We start from the raw sequence: 19032 nt of genomic DNA on the forward strand, positions 1-19032 counted from the left end.
GGGATCTCGGGGCACGTTAACGCCATTTCCGCCGACCGTTACCATCGGTCCGATAGCGGGCACCCCCTACCGAAGGAGCTGTGCGGCACGTGAGCACTGGGAACGACGACGCCAACGAACCCGAAGTTCTGGTCGAACAACGGGATCGAATCCTCATCATCACGATCAACCGGCCGAAGGCCAAGAACGCGGTCAACTCCGCGGTGGCCAACGGCCTGGCCGCCGCCGTTGATCGGCTCGACAACGAGACCGGCCTCTCGGTGGGCATCCTCACCGGGGCGGGCGGCTCGTTCTGCGCGGGCATGGATCTCAAGGCGTTCGCCCGCGGCGAGCTGCCGATCGTCGAGGGCCGCGGCATGGGCTTCACCGAGCGTCCGCCGGTCAAGCCGCTGATCGCTGCCGTCGAGGGCTACGCGCTGGCCGGCGGCACCGAGTTGGCGCTGGCCACCGACCTGATCGTGGCCTCGAAGGACTCGGCGTTCGGCATTCCGGAGGTCAAGCGTGGCCTGGTCGCCGGCGGCGGCGGCCTGCTGCGGCTGCCGCAACGCATCCCGTCCGCGATCGCCATGGAACTGGCGCTGACGGGTGACAACCTGAGCGCCGAGCGCGCGCACGCGCTGGGCATGGTCAACGTGCTGGCCGAACCCGGGGCGGCGCTGGACGCCGCGATCGAGCTGGCCGAAAAGATCGCGGCGAACGGGCCGCTCGCGGTGGCCGCCACCAAGCGGATCATCGTGGAGTCCCGCGGCTGGAGTCCCGAGGAGATGTTCGCCGAGCAGAACAAGCTGCTGACGCCGGTGTTCTCCTCCAACGACGCCAAGGAAGGCGCGATCGCCTTCGCCGAGAAGCGCCCACCCAAGTGGACGGGCACCTGAGCCTCTGCGATCGCCGCTAGGCGGCCCGATCCTGTTCTGCCGCTGAGCCTTCCGCGTCCGCGCTGTCCTCGGCGGTGACGGGCCCGCCACCTTCGATGCGGCATCGATGGTCGGCAGCGGGGCCAGACCCGGCTCCGGGGTGAGCAGCATCGTCGCGCGCGCGTCCAGCACGTGGCCGATGAAGAAGTCGTAGAGGAAGATCCCGATCACGGCGCCGGCCAGGGGGCCGACGATCGGGATCCACCAGTACTGCGTGGTGCCGCCGTAATCGCCGGAGAAGGCCAGCTTGCCCCAACCCATGACGTAGGTGAACGCACGCGGTCCCAGGTCGCGTGCGGGGTTGAGCGCGTAGCCCGCGTTGGTGCCGTAGGAGCATCCGATCACCGCGACGACGAAGCCGATGATCAGCGGCGCCATGTTGCCCGCCGGCGCCTGGTTGCGATGGTCGATCAGCGCGGCGATCAGGGCCACCAGGATGGCGGTGCCCACCAGCTGGTCCACCAGGGGACCCAGATAGCCGCCGTGGAAGTACTGGGCGGGGAACGTCGCGAAGATCGAGTAGGTGTCCTGCGACTCCGGTCTGCTCAGGTGGTTGGCCGCGTTGTAGTTGTCGATGGCCGGGCCGTAGACGGCGTACACCGCCGCAGCGGCGCCGAACGCGCCGAGCAGCTGGGCGATCCAGTACGGAATGACGTTGCGCCAGTGGAACTTTCGCGCCACGGCGAAGGCCAGCGTGACCGCCGGATTCAGGTGCGCACCGCTGATGCCGCCGGCGACGTAGGCCGCGAGCATCACCGCGAACGCCCAACCGAACACGATGATCAGCCAGTTCGCCGGGCCGAACGGCACCGTCTGCCGGCCCGACCCGGGCAGGCCGACGACGTTGAGGGCGCAGGTGCCGAGTCCGAGCAGCAGCAGGATGAAGGTGCCGAAGAACTCGGCGAGCATGGCGCCGGGCAACCCGGCGCGCAGTCTGGTCACCGTGTCGGCGGTGACCCGGGTGTGTTCGGCAGGGCTTGTCGATGTCGATTCCACGTGCTTCCCAACTAGGTCGGCGGTCTACGCCGCCGGGCGCCTGCAACGGCGGCCCGATCGGGCTTCGAGGTGGGTTAACCCACCGCCAGCTGGGGGTAAACCTCGCCGGCACGCTCGGGTGATGTGGCGGGCTGACGGTGCTGGGCAGCAAGATAGTTGCGTGATCTAAACTACAGTCGAGCATGACACTTTTGGCCAGCTTTGTAACGTGTTGATACCGGAGAAAGATCGAGGATGAGCATTTCGCTGCTGCTCGAGATGGCCGCGTCCGGCGACGCCGAGCGCACCGCGGTGGTGTCGGGAGACCTGCGGCTGACGACGCAACAGCTCAGCGATCTCGCCGACGGCGGTGCGGGCGTCATCGCCGGATCGAACGCCAGGCACGTCGCGTATGTCGGCACCGGCGGCGCGATGCTGCCGGTGCTGATCTTCGCCGCGGCGCGCGCCGGGGTGGCCTTCACGCCGATCAACTACCGGCTCTCCGCCGAGGGAATCCAGGCGCTGATCCAGCGGCTGCCCGAGCCGTTGGTCATCGTCGACAGCCGCTACCGCGAGGCGGTCGGCGACGTGTCGGACCGGGTGATGATCTCCGACGATTTCCTTGCGGCCGCGCGCGCCGCCGAACCGGCCACCGAAGGTCTCGCGTTTCCCGACCCGGACTCCGTCGCGATCGTGCTGTTCACCTCGGGCACCACGTCGCAGCCCAAAGCCGTCGAACTCTCGCACAACAACCTGACCAGTTACGTCACCGGGACCGTCGAATTCGGGGCGGCCTCCGGCACCGACGCCGCCCTGATCTGCGTGCCGCCCTACCACATCGCCGGGGTCAGCGCCGCGCTGTCGAATCTGTATGCCGGCCGCAAGATGGTGTACCTGCCGAATTTCGATGCGCAGGAATGGGTTCGGCTGATCAACACCGAAAACGTCACCACCGCGACGGTGGTGCCGACGATGCTGGACCGGATCATCACCGTGCTGGAGAACGGCGACGGGCCGCCCATCGAGCTGCCGTCGCTGCGCAACCTGGCCTACGGCGGCTCCAAGGTCGGGCTGCCGCTGGTGCGCCGCGCGCTCGAGCTGCTGCCCAACGTCGGCTTCGTCAACGCCTACGGCCTGACGGAGACCAGCTCGACGATCGCGGTGCTGACGCCCGACGACCATCGCGCGGCGCTGGCGGGCGCGACCGCCGACGTCGCCCGCCGGCTGGGCTCGGTCGGCCAGGCGGTGGCGGGCATCGAGCTGCAGATCCGCGACGAGGCCGGCAACGTGCTGCCGCCGGGCGAGACCGGCGAGCTGTTCGTGCGGGGCGAGCAGGTGTCGGGCCGCTATACCGGGATCGGCTCGGTGCTCGACGAGAACGGCTGGTTCCCCACCAAGGACATCGCCATGCTCGACGACGACGGCTATCTGTTCATCGGCGGGCGCAGTGACGACACCATCATCCGCGGCGGCGAGAACATCGCGCCCGCCGAGCTGGAAGAGGTCCTGGTCGAGCATCCCCACGTGCGCGACGTCGCCGTGGTCGGTGTCGAGGATCCGCAGTGGGGCCAGGCGATCGTCGCGGTGGTGGTGCCGGCGGCGGGCACCGACCCCGACCCCGACGAATTGCGGGAATTCGTCCGCAAGAGTTTGCGCGGTTCGCGCACCCCCGACGAGGTAGTGTTTCGCGACGAGCTGCCCACCACCGCCACCGGCAAGGTGCTGCGGCGGGAGATCATCCAGACCCTCACGGGATTGCGCGCCGCACCGGCCCAGCAGTAAGCGATCAAGGACGGAAATTCAATGATCAAGAACGGAACTCGTCTCGCCAGCCAGGTCTGTGACACGCAGGTGATCGTGGTCAGGAGCGCCGACAGCCTGGACGACCTGCGCTGTGGCGGTGCGCCGATGGTGCCGGTCGGCGGCGAGCGCTCGGGTGAACTGGACCCGGCATTCTCCGACGGCACGGTCATGGGCAAGCGCTACGTCGACGACGCCGGCGCCGAGGTGCTGGTGACCAAGCCGGGCGCGGGCAGCCTGAGCATCGGGCAGACCGCCCTGCAGCTCAAAGAGGTCAAGCCGCTACCGGCCAGCGACTGAGCGGGTCACTGCGCGGCGTCCTGCTTGCCCGGGATCTTGTTCCGCGCCACGAATTCCTTTGCCTTGATCAGGAATTCGAGCTGTTCGCCCACCTGGTGTAGCGGACCCGCGTTGCGGGTGGAGCGGGAGAGCACGACGGCGCCTTCCAGCGCGGCGATCGACATCACGGCCAGCGACGCGGCGTCGGCGTCGTCGAACCCGTCGTTGACGAACGCGCGGCTGAGCGCGGTGCACCAGCGGTCCAGGATGGCGCCGGCCTCGGTGGACAGCCTGGGGCCGTCGTCGTCCGAGCAACCGATCGCCGCGGCTACCACCGGGCAGCCGGCGGTGAATCCGCCGTCGGTGAGCAGCCGCTCCCAGAAGTCGACGAACTCCTGCAGCAACACCCGGGCGCCGCGACCGGCGGCGTCGTCGATCATGGCGGTGATGGAGTCGCCGGAGTAGCGCAGCGCCTCGGTCAGGATCTGGTTGCGTCCGTCGGGAAAGTGGTAGTACACGGAGCCGCGTGGTGCGCCGCTGCGGGCGAGCACCGCGTCAATGGTGACGCCCGCCGCGCCGCGCTCGCGCATCACGTCGGCCGCGCTGGCCAGCATCTTGGTCCGGGTGCTCCCGCGTTTCGCCGGGGCTGCCTCACCGGTGGTCGGCATGGGCGTACCTCCGATGGCCGGGGTCATGCAGCGTGCGAGTGCCGCAACGCCGGCCAGTGCATATGACGTGGGCTGAAACGGAAAGTGCGGCGCCGCAAGTCTGGCATCTCGCGGGTGAACTGATAGCCGGCGACGTTGAGCTCGATGATCCACATGATGTTCTCCCGGCCTATGTACGGCCCTTGATTATGCTATGAACCATATAAGACATCCGTAAATTAAGCAATTTCTCAGGCAAAGTGTGACGCATACCGCATAAATGGGCGCCGGATCTGGTCGGCAGCCGCAGTTACGGCCGCGTCAACCGCCGTAAATTATGCTGTATTGCATAATCTCTACAACTCCGCTTCACTGGGCGGATGGTCAGCAACCCCGAGAACTCGCCGCCCGCCCTGCCGGGCCTGGAGACCGTGTCGCTGCAGCGCGACGGCCATGTCCTGCTCATCGGCCTGAACCGGCCGCACAAGCGCAACGCGTTCGACCGGGCGATGCTCGCCGACCTGTCGCGCGCCTACGGCCTGATGGAGTCCGATCCCTCGGTGCGGGCCGGGGTGCTCTTCGCCCACGGCGACCACTTCACCGCCGGTCTTGACCTCCTCGACGTCGGCACCGGCATCGCCGCCGGGGAGCTCTCCTTTCCCGACGACGGCCGCGATCCCTGGCGCCTCGACGGCGCCTGGACCACGCCGCTGGTCGCCGTCGCGCACGGCTGGTGCATGACGCTGGGCATCGAGTTGCTGCTGGCCGCCGACATCCGCATCGCCGCGACCGGCACCCGGTTCACCCAGCTGGAGGTGCAGCGCGGGATCTATCCGTTCGGCGGCGCGACGATCCGCCTGCCCAGGGCCGCCGGCTGGGGCGACGCCATGCGCTGGCTGCTCACCGGCGACGAATTCGACGCGGCCGAAGCGCACCGCATCGGGCTGGTCCAGGAGGTGGCCGAGGACGCCGCGGCGGGTCTGGCCAAGGCTCGCGACATCGCGCACACCATTGCCGATCGCGCCGCGCCGCTGGGCGTGCGGGCGACGCTGGCTTCGGCTCACCTGGCGGTCGAGCGCGGGGACGCGGCCGCCGTCGAACGGCTGCGGCCCGCCGTCGCCGAACTTTTCGCCACCCAGGACGCCGCCGAGGGTGTGAAGTCGTTCGCCGAACGCCGGCCGGCCCGCTTCGTCGGGTGCTAGCCCACCGAGCGTGACGGCACAGTCACGCTCGGTCTCGAACGTGACGGCACAGTCACGTTCGAGCGTTAGGCGTCGACGGTGTAGCCCATCGGCATCAGCACGCTCTTCTGCTGCGTGAAGTGCTCGACGCCCTCGGGCCCGTTCTCGCGGCCGATGCCGGAGTTCTTGTAGCCGCCGAACGGACAGCACGGGTCGAAGGCGTACCAGTTGATGGCGTAGGTGCCGGTCCGGATCTTCTCCGAGATGGCGATGCCCTTGGGGATGTCGGTCGTCCACACGCTGCCGGCCAGCCCGTACGCCGAGTCGTTGGCGATCTTGATCGCGTCCTCCTCGGTGTCGAACGGGATGATGCTCAGCACCGGCCCGAAGATCTCCTCCTGGGCGATCGTCATCTTGTTGTCGACATCGGCGAAAACCGTGGGCTGGACGAAGAATCCGTTGTCCAGGCCCTCGGGGCGGCCGCCGCCGCACACCAGCCGGGCGCCTTCCTCGATGCCCTTGGCGATGTAGCCCTCGACGCGGGCGCGCTGCTTCTCCGAGATCAGCGAGCCGATCTGGGCGGCCGGGTCCGACGGCGGGCCGACCGGCAGCGCCTGCACGAATTCGCTTACCGCGTTGACGATTTCGTCGTACCGCGAGCGGGGCGCCAGGATGCGGGTCTGGCCCACGCAGGCCTGCCCGGTGTTCATGATCCCGGAGAACACCAGCATCGGGATGGCCGAGGCCAGGTCGACGTCCTCGAGGACGATCGCGGCCGACTTGCCGCCGAGCTCGAGCGTGCACGGCTTGAGCATTTCCGCGGCGCGACGGCCGATCTCCTTGCCGACGCCCGAGCTGCCGGTGAAGGTGAACAGGTCGACGTCGGGGTTGGAGGTCAGCGCCTGGCCGGTCTCGATGCCGCCGGGCACCACCGACAGCACACCCTCGGGCAGGCCGGCCTCGGCGAAGATGTCCGCCAAAGCGTTTGTGGTCAACGGCGTTTCGGCGGCCGGCTTGAGCACCACGGTGCAGCCGGCCAGCAGCGCCGGGCCCAGCTTGTTGACCGCCAGGAACAGCGGCACGTTCCAGGCGACGATCGCGCCGACGACGCCGATCGGCTCGCGGTGCACGATGGTCTGCCCGTAGGAGCCATTGCGGATCTCGCGCCACTTGACCTGGTCGACGGCCGGGCCGGCGAAGAAGTTCATCGCGCCCATCGAACCCATCCAGTGCATCGTCTCGATGGTGGTCGGCGGCTGGCCGGTTTCCCCGGCGAGCAGCGCGCTCAGCAGTTCCTTGCGCTCCTCCATCAGCTTGGCCGCGTTGGCGATGACGGCCGCGCGCTCCTTGGGCGGCGTCGTGGGCCAGGGGCCGTTGTCGAACGCGGCGCGCGCCGCGGCGACCGCGGCGTCGACGTCCGCCGCCGCGGCCAGCGGCGCCTTGCCGAAGTATTCGCCGGTGGCCGGACAGTGCACCTCGATCACCTCAGAGGTTGACGGCTCCGTCCACTTGCCGCCGATGAAAAGCTTGTCGTATTCGGTCTTGATGTCGGTCATGTTCCGCCGCTCCTCCTACCCGTTGGGATTGCACTGCCCTGCTTATCGTCACCGGCGGGCATGGGCGCCACCCTACCCAAGCCGACGCAAAACGAGAACACGTTTCACTATTGGGGTTGCAGGACCAGCACCAGATTGCTCACCAGGAACTCGCGCAGCAGCGGCACGCGGGTCAGCCACCACGCCCATTGTGGGTGGTAGCGGGGAAATGCGGCCACCAGCGCGCCGGTGTTCTCGGCCCAGCGCAGTCCGTCCGCCGCCGACACCGCGAACAACGACGACCCGTAGTGGTTTTTGGCCGGATGGCCGTGCTTGCGGATGTAGCGGGCCGCGGCGCGCTCACCGCCGAGGTAGTGGGTCAGGCCCATCTCGTGGCCGCCGAACGGGCCCAGCCAGACCGTGTAGGACAGCACGGCCAGCCCGCCCGGCTTGGTCACCCGCAGCATCTCGGCGCCGAGCTGCCAGGGTCGCGGCACGTGCTCGGCGACGTTGGAGGACAGGCAGATGTCCACCGACCCGTCGGCGAACGGCAGCGCCATTCCCGAGGCGCGGACGAAGGTCCCGGTGTCATCGGCACCGGTGGGCCCGGCGGCGTGCATCTCGCTCGGGTCGGGTTCGACCCCGACGTAGCGGACGCCGGCCTCGGTGAAGGCCGTCGCGAAGTAACCCGGCCCGCCGCCGACGTCGAGTAGCGTGCGGCCGGAAAGGGGCTCGGCGCGGGCGGCCCGCCACAGGTCGCCCACCATCGCGGCGGTGTCCGCCGCCAGGGCGCCGTAGAAGCGGGCCGGATCCGGCTGCTCGTAGCGAAATTCCGACAGCAACCGCACCGAGCGGGCCAGCGTCGCCCGGCGCGCGAAGAGCTCGGTGACCGCCACCGGCCACACCCTACGGATGTCCGGCGCTGCCGGACGCACATCATCGCCGGTTAGGCTGACCCTCGATGTCTTCCTTGCGCTCCGTGCTGCTGCTGTGCTGGCGCGATACCGGGCACCCGCAGGGCGGTGGCAGCGAAGCCTATCTGCAGCGCATCGGCGCGCAGCTGGCCGCGTCCGGCGTCGCCGTCACGCTGCGCACCGCCCGCTATTCCGGCGCGGCGCGCCGCGAGGTCGTCGACGGGGTGCGGATCACCCGGGCCGGGGGCCGCTACACGGTGTACATCTTCGCGCTGCTGGCGATGGCCGCGGCCCGGCTCGGGGTCGGGCCGCTGCGCAAGGTGCGGCCCGACGTGGTGATCGACACCCAGAACGGCCTCCCATTCCTGGCCCGGCTGATCTACGGCCGCCGGGTGGTGGTCCTGGTGCATCACTGCCACCGCGAGCAGTGGCCGGTGGCCGGGCCGGTGCTCGGCCGGCTCGGCTGGTTCGTCGAGTCGACGCTGTCGCCGCGGGTGAACCGGCGCAACCAGTACGTCACGGTGTCGCTGCCGTCCGCCCGCGACCTGGTCGCCCTTGGCGTCGACGGCGCCCAGATCGCCGTGGTGCGCAACGGCCTCGACCGGGCTCCGGCGCAGTCGCTGTCGGGCCCGCGGTCGGCCGCGCCGCGGGTGGTGGTGCTGTCGCGGCTGGTGCCGCACAAGCAGATCGAGGACGCCCTGGAGGCGGTCGCGCGGCTGCTGCCGCGGACACCGGGTCTGCACCTGGACATCGTCGGTGACGGCTGGTGGCGCGAGCGGCTCGTCGAGCACGTGCAGCGGCTCGGCATCAGTTCGGCGGTGACGTTTCACGGTCACGTCGACGACGTGACCAAACACCATGTCCTGCAAGGGGCCTGGGTGCACCTGCTGCCGTCGCGCAAGGAGGGCTGGGGCCTGGCCGTCGTCGAGGCCGCCCAGCACCGGGTGCCGACCATCGGCTACCGATCCTCGGGTGGCCTGTCGGACTCGATCGTCGACGAGGTGACCGGGATCCTGGTGGACAGCCACGCGGAGCTGGTGGATCGGCTCGACGAGCTGCTCGCCGACCCGGTGCTGCGCGAGCAATTGGGCGCCAAGGCGCACACCCGCAGCGGCGAATTCTCCTGGGCGCAAAGCGCCGACGCGATGTGCGGCGTGCTGGAAGCGGTGCAAGCCGGCCGCACGGTCAGCGGGCTAGTCACCGGCCGGGGCTGAGCGGGCCCCGCGGCGCCACGCGCCGACCATCGCGCCGGCGCCGCCGCCGACCAGCATCGCCAGCCACGCCAGATGCGCGACCGTCGTCGCCGCCCGCCGCCACGACGCCACCCCGCCGGTGTGCCCGCCGATGCGGTACAGCGCAATCTCGTGGTCCCGATAGACCGGGGCCAGCGCGCTCAGGGTGCGCGCGGCCGCCCCCATGTCGCCGGCGCTGTCGGATTCGACGACCAGCCAGCCCACCCCGGCCGCGGCCAGCGCCGCCGGATCGGGCCCCGACAGCAGGAGCTCCTGCACCGCGCGGGCGTGCGCGCCCTCCCCGGCGATCGTGGTCCCCGAGATCACCAGGTCACCGGTGCTCAGCACGTCGGCGCGCACCCAGCGCGGCAGCGGGTCCAGTACCGGCACGGGGCCCGACCAGGAGAACAGCCGCATGGTGCCGGCGGGCAACACCGCTATCGATCCTGGATCCCCGCCCGGTTCGTTGATCGCCGCGGCGACGGCGGTCCAGCCGCGCGGATACCGCACCGGAGCCACCTTGCCGAACACACCCCAGGCCAGGTCGGGCAACGCCAGCAGCAGCACGAGGCAGCAGACGAACGCCGGGACCGCGGTTCCCGACAGCCGTAGCCACCGGCGCAGCGTCACCGCCGCGCCGGCCCCCGCCAGTGCGTAGCCCGGCATCGCCAGCGCCACCCATTTCTGGCCGTCGCGCAGCAGCCCGAAGCCGGGCACGGTGTCGACCACAGTGCTGAGCAGCTGCAGGCCCGGGCCGGTCGCCAGCGCCGCCGGGACCAGCACCGACACCGCCGCCAGCACCAGCAGTGGGACCGCACCCGGCCGCCGCGCGGCGGTCGGCAGGCCCACCGCCACCACGCCCAGCAGCACCACGGCCGAGCACACCGCGAAAAGCGTGGTGCGCGAACCGGGCACCGCGTCGCCGTTCCAGATGCCGCCGAGCCCGGCCAGGCTGCCCAGCGTGCCCAGCCCGGGCTCGGCGCGCGGCGCGAAAGCCTCGACCCCCAGCCGGTTGGCCGCCGTGTGGGCGGTCAGCGACGAACCCATCGCCGACGCCGTCAGCCAGGGCAGCGCCGCCACCAGCGCGGCGCCCGACGCGGCCGCGGCGCACCACCCGCGCGCGGTGCCGCCGCCCGGCGCCACCACGCAGACCAGCGCCACCGTCGCGGCCAGCAGCAGCCCGGTCGGGGTCAGCCCGGCCAGCGCGATCCAGAACGCCAGCCCGGCGAATCCGAACCGGCTCGCGTCCGTCGTGCGCAGCGTCAGCATGGCCGCGGCCACCCAGGGCAGGCAGCCGTAGCCGACCAGCAGGCTCCAATGGCCCTGCAGAAGCCGTTCCGCGACATAGGGATTCCAGATCGCCACGGTGGTGGCGACGAACTGGCCGGGCGCGCCCGCGCGCGGCAGCGCGACGGCGACCAGGCGGGCAGCGCCCCATCCCGCCAGCCACAACCCGAGGACCAGCAGGGTCTTCACCACGACGCCGCCGTCGACCAGACGGGACGCCAGCGCCACCGCGAAATCCTGGGGGGTGGCGCGCGGCGCCGACGTCAGCCCCAGCGCGGTGTCGGACAGGTACGACCGCGGCGTCGACACCGCGTCGCGCAACAGCAGGTATCCGGGCGCCAACAGCGGCCCCACCACCAGCAGCGCCAAGACCAGTGCGTACCCGGGCCGGGTCCAGCGCACGGTTAACGCACCCGGGCCGGGCTATTCCCGGTCGTGCGGGCCGGGCGGATGGGGCTCGGCCGGCCCCGCCTCGGTGGGCTCGTCCGGGCCCGGCGGGTCGGAGGCGGGCGTACCGCCCTCCTGACGCGCCTCGGGACGCTGGGTGGGCAGTTTTTCGGTCTCGGCTTCGGCGCCGGGCACCGGTTCCTCGAGGCCGCTGCGGCCGAAGAAGTCCTGGTCGCTGCGGTCCAGGCCGGGGTCGGTCAGCGCGCTTTCGCTGCGCAGGCTGAACGAGGCGAGCAGCCCGCCGCCGATCAGCGCGATCAGGCCGACCGCGGTGAACGTGATCGGCAGCACCCGCGACCACAGCGCCAGCCGGTCACGCTCGTCGCGGGCCGCGTTGATCTGGGACTCGACGGTGTCCTCGTTCGAGGTGACCTTGTAGTCGGCCAGCGTGAGCTCCGGCTTGAGCGGGTCGCGGGCGAAGTAGTGGTCGGCGCGCTCGGTCTGTTTGACGATGGTGCCCGACACCGGGTCCACCCAGAAGGTGCGCTGCGCCGCGTAATAGCGGGTCATGGTGATCTGCTCGTTCGGGTCGCCGCCCTGGACTCCCCACATCGAGGCCGACGTGGTCTGCTTGGCGTCCTCGTTGCCGGCCAGCAGCGACGGGTAGGCCACCGGCGCCACCAGCTTGCCGTCGGCGTTGAAGCCGATGTTCTGGGTGAACTTGTAGGTGGTCAGCCCGTTGACGTCTTCCTCGGTGTCGTAGTTGACGTCGAACGCCTTCTGCGCGATCGGATCGAAGTAGGGATAGGTCTTCTTCTCGGTGTGGAACGGGAACCGGTAGGACAGCCCCTCGTGCCGCAGCGGCATCGCGGTGGGCGGGTTCTCGTCGTTGACCGCGCGCGGCTTCTGGACCGAGCCGCCGGCATGGGTGTCGTCGGAGACGGCCAGCGCGGTCTTGCGGTTGAGCGTGACGGTGTCCACGATCGCCAGCAGCAGGCCGCTGTCCTTCTGCTTGTCGGTGCGCCGCAACGAACTTCCGACCTGGAGCGTGACCACGTCGGCGTTGGCGGGCGACTCGACGCTGATCTGCTGCTGGGAGACCAGCGGCACGTTCTGGTTGACGACGACGTGGTCGGTCGAGAGCGACCCCGAGTCGAGGGCGGTCCCGGTGCCGTCACTGACCAGCGTGGCGTCGACGTCCAGGGGGACCTTGGTGATCCTGCTGGTGGTGTACGTCGTCAAAAGCAGCGCGGCGATAAGCAGGGCAGCTCCGAGGCCGATGATCCCGCATGCGGCGAACCGCAACATGACTGCTCGGTTCACGTCGCTGTGCCCTCCTCAATTCCTTGCTTCATCAGCCGCGACCCGACCCGAGCGAGCTGCCCGGGGCAAACTCGTTTGACCCTAACAGCACAAAGTAAGGCGGCGACTTACGAACCTGTCGCTCGCGGGACGGGTCCATCGGGTGTACCCATTCGTCGGCAACGCAGCACAGGCAGACTGTGGTGGTGAGCGATGACCAGCGGGTGGGCGGGGTACGCAGCTTCCTGCCGGCCGTGGAGGGGATGCGCGCCTGCGCGGCCATGGGCGTGGTGGTCACGCACGTCGCGTTCCAGACCGGGCACTCCAGCGGCGCCACGGGCAGGTTGTTCGGTCGCTTCGACCTGGCCGTGGCGGTGTTCTTCGCGCTGTCGGGTTTTCTGCTGTGGCGCGGGCATGCCGCGGCGGCAAGGGATCTGGGGCCGCGTCCGCGCACCGGCCATTACCTGCGGTCGCGGGTGGTCCGCATCATGCCCGCCTATGTGGTGGCGGTCGTCGTGATCCTGACGCTGCTGCCCGACGCCGACCACGCCAGCCCGACGGTGTGGCTGGCCAACCTGACGCTCACCCAGATCTACGTGCCGCTGACACTGACCGGCGGGCTGACCCAGATGTGGAGCCTGTCCGTCGAGGTCAGCTTCTACCTGGCGCTGCCGATTCTCGCGCTGCTGGCCCGCCGCCTGCCGGTGCGGGCCCGGGTGCCGGCGATCGCCGCGTTGGGGGCCCTGAGCTGGGCGTGGGGCTGGGTGCCGCTCGGCGGCGAGTCCGGAATCAACCCGCTGAACTGGCCGCCGGCCTTCTTTTCCTGGTTCGCCGCCGGCATGCTGCTGGCCGAGTGGGTGCACAGCGGCGTCGGGTTGCCACACCGCATCGCGCGCCGGCGGTTGGTGATGGCCGCCGTCGCGGCGGTCGCCTATGTGATCGCGGCGTCCCCGCTGGCCGGTCCCGAAGGCCTGGTGCCCGGCAGCCCGGCCCAGTTCGCGGTGAAGACCGCGATGGGCTCGCTGGTCGCCTTCGCCCTGGTCGCCCCGTTGGTGCTGGATCGGGTGGACACGCCGCACCGCATCTTGGGCACCACCGCGATGGTGACCCTGGGCCGCTGGTCCTACGGGCTGTTCGTGTGGCACCTGGCGGCGCTGGCGATGGTGTTCCCGGTGCTCGGGACGTTCCCGTTCACCGGCAACATGCCGACCGTATTGGTGCTGACGCTGATCTTCGGGTTCGCGATCGCCGCCGTCAGCTACGCGCTCGTCGAGTCGCCGTGCCGAGAAGCGTTGCACCGCTGGGAGAAACGCGAGAGGCCAGCCGAGGCGGCGCAGGCCGTCGATGCCGAGGCGGACGCGATCGCGCCCTAGGAGGTGCGGGCGGGCGGGGGGTATACGGCCTCCGGCGGAAGCAGGTTCAGGGGGTACTCGTTTAGCGAGAGGACGAGCAAGTCGGCGGGTTCGGAGATGTCGACATAGTGGTGGCCCGAGCCGGGGTGATCATGCATTTCGGTCAACAGCTCGATGATTTCCGCGGCAACGGCTGCGTCCAATCGCCACACCACGGTGCCGTCGCGGAATTCGATCTCGGCCGCCCCCGGTTCGATGACGAACTGGTGAATCGTTGCCCCGTGGTCCAGCCGGGCCGAACCCTTTTGTGTGGCGTCAGTCAGCACCGCAAGGACAGTGTCGACGCCAGCGGCATCCATCGCCAACAACACCGCATCGTCGCCCATGTACAGCTTTTCGGCCAGTTCGGCGTGTATCACGCTCATATGCACCACGCTTTCTCACCATCGAGCATGAGGGTAATGGCCAGAGGCCGTTGGCTGCAGCGCTAGTACCCGGCGTGACGGTAGCGCAGTAGTGGGGGTTGGCCAGGCTTGATCGCCGGTGAGCTTTTCGCTCTCGCAAGTAGACCATCAGTGGCTACCGGCTGGGCCCTCCTCCCATTCTTCGATGTTGGTTTCACCGAGCCAATGTTGATGGGCATGCGTAGGCGGGACCACTTGCGGTCCGAAAGAAGGCCCGCCGCCGATCATCGGTCCCTCGCTGAGCTTGGGCGCTGGCGGCTTAGGCGCAGGAGTTGGGGGTTGTGGGACGACGGGTGGGGTGCCGACTGTGCCCGAGCGCGGTGGTGCTGCAGCTTGCGTATGGGTTGGAAGGCCGTTGATCCCGACGTTCCCCCACCTACTGTTAGGCGCGTTATGCGGGTTGTAGTCCCAGTGCGGGTAGTGATAACGATCCTGGCCAGGGTCGTATCGCCACTCGCCGCCGTTCTTGTCCCACAAGCTCTGGCCGCCCTTGGCCTCGATACTCGGCTTACTAGCTGGCCCGACGGTTACCGGGCCGTCCACAGGCGGGCGAAGGCCTTCGGGTGGCAAGCCCGGGCCTACGGGCTTCCCTTGTGGGTATGGCGGCGGCGGTGGTTGCCATGGCTGGGGGGCTGGATCGTCTTTGAAGGTGTGATTGTCGACGGTGTGGACGTGGCTGTCCTTCGGAGGCCTGTCGAGGGCCGGGCGTTGCGGGAAATTGTCGCCGATACCGGCCACCGCGGCGGTGATCTTGCTGGCGACCTGCTGGTCCAGGGCAACCAGTTGGGCGGCGCGCCAGCGGATGTCGCCGGCGAGGGCTTGCGCTTGTGCCTGGCGAGCGGCCCGTTGTGCTGTCGATCCGCCGCTCATGCGATCGGTGACCGAAAGGTCTTCGCCCACTTGATATCCGGCTGCCTGGGCATCTTGTATGGCGTAGCGGACTCGGGAGCGGGCTGCATATAAATCCGAGGCCCCGTTGCGCGCGACACGGGCGGCCGCCTGCAGCTGGTCGGCTGCTGAGCTGGTGGTTTCCATGTCAGCGTGCGTCGCGACGCGAAGCGCCGCGGCGCCGTCGCCTCGCCAATCGACGGACGCTGCGTCGCGCCACACCTGGTGAGAAAGCGCATAGCTGCGCTCGGCCACGGTCTCCCAATGGGTGGCCGCTTCCGTGAGATGGTCTGTGGGCCAGGTCAACAGCGCCGACGCGCCAGGAACCCCTGCGACCGCGGCCATCGCTACACGCTAGTCACGGGCTGCGCCACAGAGGCCAGCTGATGAGCCGATCGGGTCTCGTTGGCAAGGTAACGGATGTCTGCTTCAGACACGTGGGTAGCGGTAGAGCCTACCCGCGCGGCCAACGTCGCGGTGAAGGCCGTGACTTCGGCGTGGGCGGCGTTGACTGCCGTCGCGCTGGGCTGCCACGAAAAGCCGAGATTGGTCGGCGAAACTGTTGCGTTTAAATCGTCAGCAGAGGTGGCCCAGCGGGTGGCCATCGCGTGCACACCCACGGTATTCACCCGCAACGTCTCTTGCACAAGCGAAGTGTAGGCAACTGTGTCGGTGCGAGCCATTCACCGCGACCGCTCCGGCTTTGCCGCCTCGAAGCGCGGCGCGCCGGAAACTTTCCCGTCACTAAGCAGTGCAAGCTCAACTACTCAGTTGGTTGTGGCGGCTTCCGCACGGCCCGCCGCTACTGCGGCCGGCCGAGGCGGCGCAGGCCGTCGATGCCGAGGCGGACGCGATCGCGCCCTAGGAGGTGCGGTCCATCCACTCTTCGAGCGCGTCCGCGGACGGCAGGCTGACGGCCTGCTCGATCTTGGTGAACAGGTCGCGGCCGTACTCGACGGCCGATTTGATCAGGCTGCCCAGCGCCTCGAGGTGGATGCCGTCGCTGAGCAGGTAGGCGTTCTCACCCACCACGCTGACGTGGCTTGGTCGGGCGGTATCGCGCACGAAGGCCTTGGGCCAATGGGTGTCGCGGTTCCAGTCGTTCACCAGTTCCATCAGGCGTGGGCGTTCGGCTGCCGGGTAGTAGCCGGCCGGGCTGATCGAGATCTCCAGCAGGTCGCGCCGTACGCCGTCGATCCGCACGGTGATGTGCAGCCTGCCGCGCTCGTAGTTGGACAGCAGCAGGAATTCCTCGCCGTCGTCGCTGCGGAAGAACCGCAGCCGCCGCGACTGCAGGCAACGTTCGATCAGTTCGGTAGTCAACGGCTCGATCTGCATGACGCTGACGATGGGGCCGCGCCCTTGGAGGATCCTTGGCGTCTGCGATGCCCGCGGATCAGCCGGCTTCCGCGGCCGCCAGGCGCTCCAGGATCTGTTCACGCACCGCCGAGCGGCGGGCCTTGCCGGCGTCGTCGCGCAGCGGGGTGTCGACGAACTCGACGGTGTGCGGCACCTTGTACCCCGCCACGTGGTCACGCAGGAAAGCTTGCACACCAACGCAATCCAGCTCCGAGCCGTCGATCGGATGCACGAGCGCGTACGGCACCTGGCCGAGATCTTCGTGGGGCACGCCGACGACCAGACAGGACAACACGTCCGGGTGCGCCGAGAGCGCGTTCTCGATTTCGGCGGGGTAGACGTTGCGGCCGCCGACGGTGAACATGTCGACCCGCCGGTCCGAGAGGTACAGGAACCCGTCGGCGTCGAAATAGCCGAGGTCGCCCAGCGAGTCCCAGCCGTCGCGGCTTTTCGCCGTGGCGCCGACGTAGCGGTAGGTGGGCGCGGTGTCCGGGCCGGGCCGCATGTAGATCTCGCCGACCACGCCGGGCGCGCAGGGGCTGCCGTCGTCGTCGAGCACCTTCATCTCCCCGGCGACCACCACACCGACCGACCCACGGTGCGTCAGCCACTGGTCGCCGGAGATGAACGTCAGCGCCTGTAATTCGGTGCCGCCGTAGAGCTCCCAGACTTTCTCCGCGCCCAGCAGGTCGATCCACGCCTGCTTGATGGCCGGCGGGCAGGGCGCGCCCATGTGCCAGAGCCGCCGGATGGACGTCAGGTCGTAGGCGCCCGGGTTGGCCTGGTAGACCGGCAGCGTCCGCTGCATGATCGTGGGCACCGTGGTCAGGAAGCTGACGCGATGGTCGGTGATCAGCCGGAGAAACCGCTCGGGGTCGAACCGGCTCATCAGCACCAGGTGATGGCGCATCAGTAACGCGATCGTCGCGGTGCTGAAGCCCGTGTTGTGCGACAGCGGAATCGGCACCAGGGTGGTATCGCCCTCCTGGGCGCCCAGCGGATAGCCGATCGCCGCGGGTATCCGGCTGTCGCCGCCGGATTCGATCAGCTTGGGCCGGCCGGTGCTGCCGCCCGAACCCATCGCCTTCCATACCGGCGACACCGCCTCCGGCAACGCGCCGTCAGACAGCCCCGGATCAGGCGTGAAACCCATTGGCACGCTGGGTATCCCGTGATGTTCACGCCCGACCAGCAGTGCGGGAGGCCGCAAGTCCACCAAGCCCTGCAGCTCCGCGTCGGGCAATCGCGCGGACAGCGGCTGCGGCACGGCGCCGAGTTTCCAGCACGCCACCGCGACCTGGATCCACTCGATCGAGTTGGGCAGCGCAAAAGTCACGTAGTCGCCGACGCCCACGCCGCGTTCGGCGTAGGCGCGGGCCAGCCGGTTCGTCGAGCGGTCGAGCTGGGCGCGGGTCAGGGTAATGCCGTCGCAGGTGACCGCCGGCTCGTCGGGGGCGAGTTCGGCCAGCGCCGAAATCTGCGTGCCGATCGGCGGGATCGGCTCACTCATACGCGCCCTGCCGCTCGAAGATGCGGCGCGGGTTGTCCACCAGCATGGTGTGCAACTGTTCGTCGGTGACGCCGCGCTCCTTGAGCGCGGGGATGACGTCGTTGTGGATGTGCAGGTAGTGCCAGTTCGGCAGCATCTGCGACCCCAGCTCCTCGGGAATCGCGTCGAAGTAACAGTTGGCATCGTGCGAGAGCACCATCTTGTCGGCGTGACCGCGCTCGCACATCTGCACCACCGTGTTCACCCGATCCTCGAAGGGCAGGAACGCGTCGATGCCGAAGCGGTCCATCCCGAGGTAGGAGCCGGCGGCGATGAGCTCTTCAAGGTAGCCGATGTCGGTGCTGTCACCGGAGTGCCCGATGACCACCCGGCTCAGGTCCACGCCCTCCTCTTCGAAGATGCGCTGCTGCTCGAGCCCGCGCCGCAACCCGGCGTGGGTGTGCGTCGAGATCGGCACCCCGGTGCGCTTGTGCGCCTGGGCGACCGCGCGCAGCACCCGCTCGACGCCCGGTGTGACGCCGGGTTCGTCGGTGGCGCATTTGAGGATGCCGGCCTTGATGCCGGTGTCGGCGATGCCCTGCTCGATGTCGCGCACGAACATGTCGGTCATGATCTCCGGGCCGCCCGCCAGTGCGCCGGGGCCGAGGTAGTGAAAGTACATCGGTACGTCGTTGTAGGTGTAAAGGCCAGTTGCCACAACGATATTCAGTTCGGTCTGGGCCGCGACCCGGGCGATCCGCGGGATGTAGCGGCCCAGGCCGATCACGGTGAGGTCGACGATGGTGTCGACCCCGCGGGCCTTGAGTTCGTTGAGCCGGTTGACGGCGTCGGCGACGCGCTTGTCCTCGTCGCCCCACGCTTCGGGATAGTTCTCGGCGATCTCGGTGGTCATGATGAATACGTGCTCATGCATGAGCGTGACGCCGAGATCGGCGGTATCGATGGACCCGCGAGCGGTATTGAGTTCTGACACGCCACTGATGCTAAGGCGACGGGCACCCGACCA

17 protein-coding genes and 2 pseudogenes are annotated in these 19032 nt (G+C 69.2%); 6 read left to right on the forward strand and 13 right to left on the reverse strand.

All coding sequences use genetic code 11. From position 1 onward, the window contains the following. The first annotated feature begins 80 nt into the window (after positions 1-80). Positions 81-875, forward strand: a complete 795-nt coding sequence (locus tag B9D87_RS20710; RefSeq protein ID WP_411431577.1) for a crotonase/enoyl-CoA hydratase family protein — start codon at positions 81-83, stop codon at positions 873-875. A 249-nt stretch (positions 876-1124) separates the two neighbouring features. Here B9D87_RS20710 and B9D87_RS27845 read toward each other — a convergent pair. Further along, positions 1125-1823 (reverse strand): annotated as a pseudogene (locus B9D87_RS27845) (MIP/aquaporin family protein); the annotation flags it as partial. Positions 1824-2144: 321 nt separating this feature from the next. On the opposite strand from B9D87_RS27845, the gene B9D87_RS20720 reads away from it, so the two are divergent. Beyond that, positions 2145-3671 (forward strand): class I adenylate-forming enzyme family protein, encoded by a 1527-nt coding sequence (locus B9D87_RS20720; protein WP_007769066.1) that lies wholly within the window; start codon positions 2145-2147, stop codon positions 3669-3671. A gap of 21 nt (positions 3672-3692) precedes the next feature. After that, positions 3693-3989, forward strand: coding sequence for a hypothetical protein (locus B9D87_RS20725; RefSeq protein ID WP_007769062.1), 297 nt, complete (start codon positions 3693-3695; stop codon positions 3987-3989). Between the two features lie 5 nt (positions 3990-3994). Here B9D87_RS20725 and B9D87_RS20730 read toward each other — a convergent pair whose 3' ends face one another. Together B9D87_RS20730 and B9D87_RS27735 are read right to left on the reverse strand one after the other, a co-directional pair. Continuing rightward, complete coding sequence (locus tag B9D87_RS20730; protein ID WP_007769059.1) at positions 3995-4636, reverse strand: TetR/AcrR family transcriptional regulator; 642 nt, start codon at positions 4634-4636, stop codon at positions 3995-3997. A gap of 23 nt (positions 4637-4659) precedes the next feature. Further along, complete coding sequence (locus tag B9D87_RS27735) at positions 4660-4791, reverse strand: hypothetical protein (protein ID WP_003874074.1); 132 nt, start codon at positions 4789-4791, stop codon at positions 4660-4662. Between the two features lie 204 nt (positions 4792-4995). Between B9D87_RS27735 and B9D87_RS20735 the strand changes: the two genes are divergently transcribed. After that, positions 4996-5817 (forward strand): crotonase/enoyl-CoA hydratase family protein, encoded by an 822-nt coding sequence (locus B9D87_RS20735; RefSeq protein WP_007769055.1) that lies wholly within the window; start codon positions 4996-4998, stop codon positions 5815-5817. A gap of 65 nt (positions 5818-5882) precedes the next feature. Here the strand turns inward: B9D87_RS20735 and B9D87_RS20740 are convergent, their stop codons facing one another. Together B9D87_RS20740 and B9D87_RS20745 are read right to left on the reverse strand one after the other, a co-directional pair. Beyond that, positions 5883-7352: an aldehyde dehydrogenase gene (locus B9D87_RS20740; RefSeq protein ID WP_007769050.1), complete on the reverse strand. Its 1470-nt coding sequence runs from the start codon at positions 7350-7352 to the stop codon at positions 5883-5885. 107 nt (positions 7353-7459) lie between these two features. Beyond that, positions 7460-8227, reverse strand: coding sequence for a class I SAM-dependent methyltransferase (locus B9D87_RS20745; RefSeq protein WP_007769047.1), 768 nt, complete (start codon positions 8225-8227; stop codon positions 7460-7462). Positions 8228-8292: 65 nt separating this feature from the next. Here B9D87_RS20745 and B9D87_RS20750 point away from each other — a divergent pair, with 65 nt between their 5' ends. Continuing rightward, positions 8293-9459 carry a glycosyltransferase family 4 protein gene (locus B9D87_RS20750; RefSeq protein WP_007769045.1) on the forward strand — a complete coding sequence of 389 codons (1167 nt, stop codon included), beginning with the start codon at positions 8293-8295 and terminating at the stop codon, positions 9457-9459. On the opposite strand, the gene B9D87_RS20755 is transcribed toward B9D87_RS20750, so the two are convergent. Continuing rightward, on the reverse strand, positions 9439-11166 hold the full coding sequence (locus B9D87_RS20755) for an MmpA family trehalose lipid delivery protein (RefSeq protein WP_040629426.1): 1728 nt from the start codon (positions 11164-11166) through the stop codon (positions 9439-9441). The two genes, B9D87_RS20750 and B9D87_RS20755, sit on opposite strands and share 21 nt — an antisense overlap. A gap of 21 nt (positions 11167-11187) precedes the next feature. Next, positions 11188-12474: a cell envelope lipid trafficking protein PgfA gene (pgfA, locus tag B9D87_RS20760; RefSeq protein ID WP_167540298.1), complete on the reverse strand. Its 1287-nt coding sequence runs from the start codon at positions 12472-12474 to the stop codon at positions 11188-11190. A 150-nt stretch (positions 12475-12624) separates the two neighbouring features. Between pgfA and B9D87_RS20765 the strand changes: the two are divergent. Next, positions 12625-13826, forward strand: a pseudogene (locus B9D87_RS20765) (acyltransferase family protein). Here the strand turns inward: B9D87_RS20765 and B9D87_RS20770 are convergent. From B9D87_RS20770 to B9D87_RS20795, 6 genes are all read right to left on the reverse strand, one after another. Then, complete coding sequence (locus B9D87_RS20770) at positions 13823-14230, reverse strand: hypothetical protein (RefSeq protein WP_007769041.1); 408 nt, start codon at positions 14228-14230, stop codon at positions 13823-13825. The pseudogene B9D87_RS20765 and the gene B9D87_RS20770 overlap by 4 nt on opposite strands. A 147-nt stretch (positions 14231-14377) precedes the next feature. After that, on the reverse strand, positions 14378-15502 hold the full coding sequence (locus B9D87_RS27615; RefSeq protein ID WP_238553371.1) for a hypothetical protein: 1125 nt from the start codon (positions 15500-15502) through the stop codon (positions 14378-14380). A gap of 2 nt (positions 15503-15504) precedes the next feature. Further along, the gene (locus B9D87_RS20780; protein ID WP_040629587.1) at positions 15505-15804 is read right to left on the reverse strand and encodes a hypothetical protein; all 300 of its coding nucleotides are present in this window, start codon (positions 15802-15804) and stop codon (positions 15505-15507) included. A 214-nt stretch (positions 15805-16018) separates the two neighbouring features. Next, positions 16019-16495, reverse strand: a complete 477-nt coding sequence (locus B9D87_RS20785) for a type III secretion system chaperone family protein (RefSeq protein ID WP_007769038.1) — start codon at positions 16493-16495, stop codon at positions 16019-16021. A 58-nt stretch (positions 16496-16553) separates the two neighbouring features. After that, positions 16554-18026 carry an AMP-binding protein gene (locus B9D87_RS20790; protein WP_007769036.1) on the reverse strand — a complete coding sequence of 491 codons (1473 nt, stop codon included), beginning with the start codon at positions 18024-18026 and terminating at the stop codon, positions 16554-16556. Then, positions 18019-18999, reverse strand: coding sequence for a phosphotriesterase family protein (locus tag B9D87_RS20795; RefSeq protein WP_007769034.1), 981 nt, complete (start codon positions 18997-18999; stop codon positions 18019-18021). The genes B9D87_RS20790 and B9D87_RS20795 overlap by 8 nt, the downstream gene beginning before the upstream one ends. Between the last annotated feature and the right edge of the window lie 33 nt (positions 19000-19032).

Source organism: Mycobacterium colombiense CECT 3035 (genome assembly GCF_002105755.1).
Lineage (GTDB): Bacteria > Actinomycetota > Actinomycetes > Mycobacteriales > Mycobacteriaceae > Mycobacterium > Mycobacterium colombiense.

Bases quoted from the DNA above. Each gene is read 5' to 3' on its own strand.
- B9D87_RS20720 (WP_007769066.1), top strand. From the start codon at position 2,145: ATGAGCATTTCGCTGCTGCTCGAGATGGCCGCGTCCGGCGACGCCGAG.
- B9D87_RS20725 (WP_007769062.1), top strand. From the start codon at position 3,693: ATGATCAAGAACGGAACTCGTCTCGCCAGCCAGGTCTGTGACACGCAG.
- B9D87_RS20730 (WP_007769059.1), bottom strand. From the start codon at position 4,636: ATGCCGACCACCGGTGAGGCAGCCCCGGCGAAACGCGGGAGCACCCGG.
- B9D87_RS27735 (WP_003874074.1), bottom strand. From the start codon at position 4,791: ATGTGGATCATCGAGCTCAACGTCGCCGGCTATCAGTTCACCCGCGAG.
- B9D87_RS20735 (WP_007769055.1), top strand. From the start codon at position 4,996: ATGGTCAGCAACCCCGAGAACTCGCCGCCCGCCCTGCCGGGCCTGGAG.
- B9D87_RS20740 (WP_007769050.1), bottom strand. From the start codon at position 7,352: ATGACCGACATCAAGACCGAATACGACAAGCTTTTCATCGGCGGCAAG.
- B9D87_RS20750 (WP_007769045.1), top strand. From the start codon at position 8,293: ATGTCTTCCTTGCGCTCCGTGCTGCTGCTGTGCTGGCGCGATACCGGG.
- B9D87_RS20770 (WP_007769041.1), bottom strand. From the start codon at position 14,230: ATGAGCGTGATACACGCCGAACTGGCCGAAAAGCTGTACATGGGCGAC.
- B9D87_RS27615 (WP_238553371.1), bottom strand. From the start codon at position 15,502: ATGGCCGCGGTCGCAGGGGTTCCTGGCGCGTCGGCGCTGTTGACCTGG.
- B9D87_RS20785 (WP_007769038.1), bottom strand. From the start codon at position 16,495: ATGCAGATCGAGCCGTTGACTACCGAACTGATCGAACGTTGCCTGCAG.
- B9D87_RS20790 (WP_007769036.1), bottom strand. From the start codon at position 18,026: ATGAGTGAGCCGATCCCGCCGATCGGCACGCAGATTTCGGCGCTGGCC.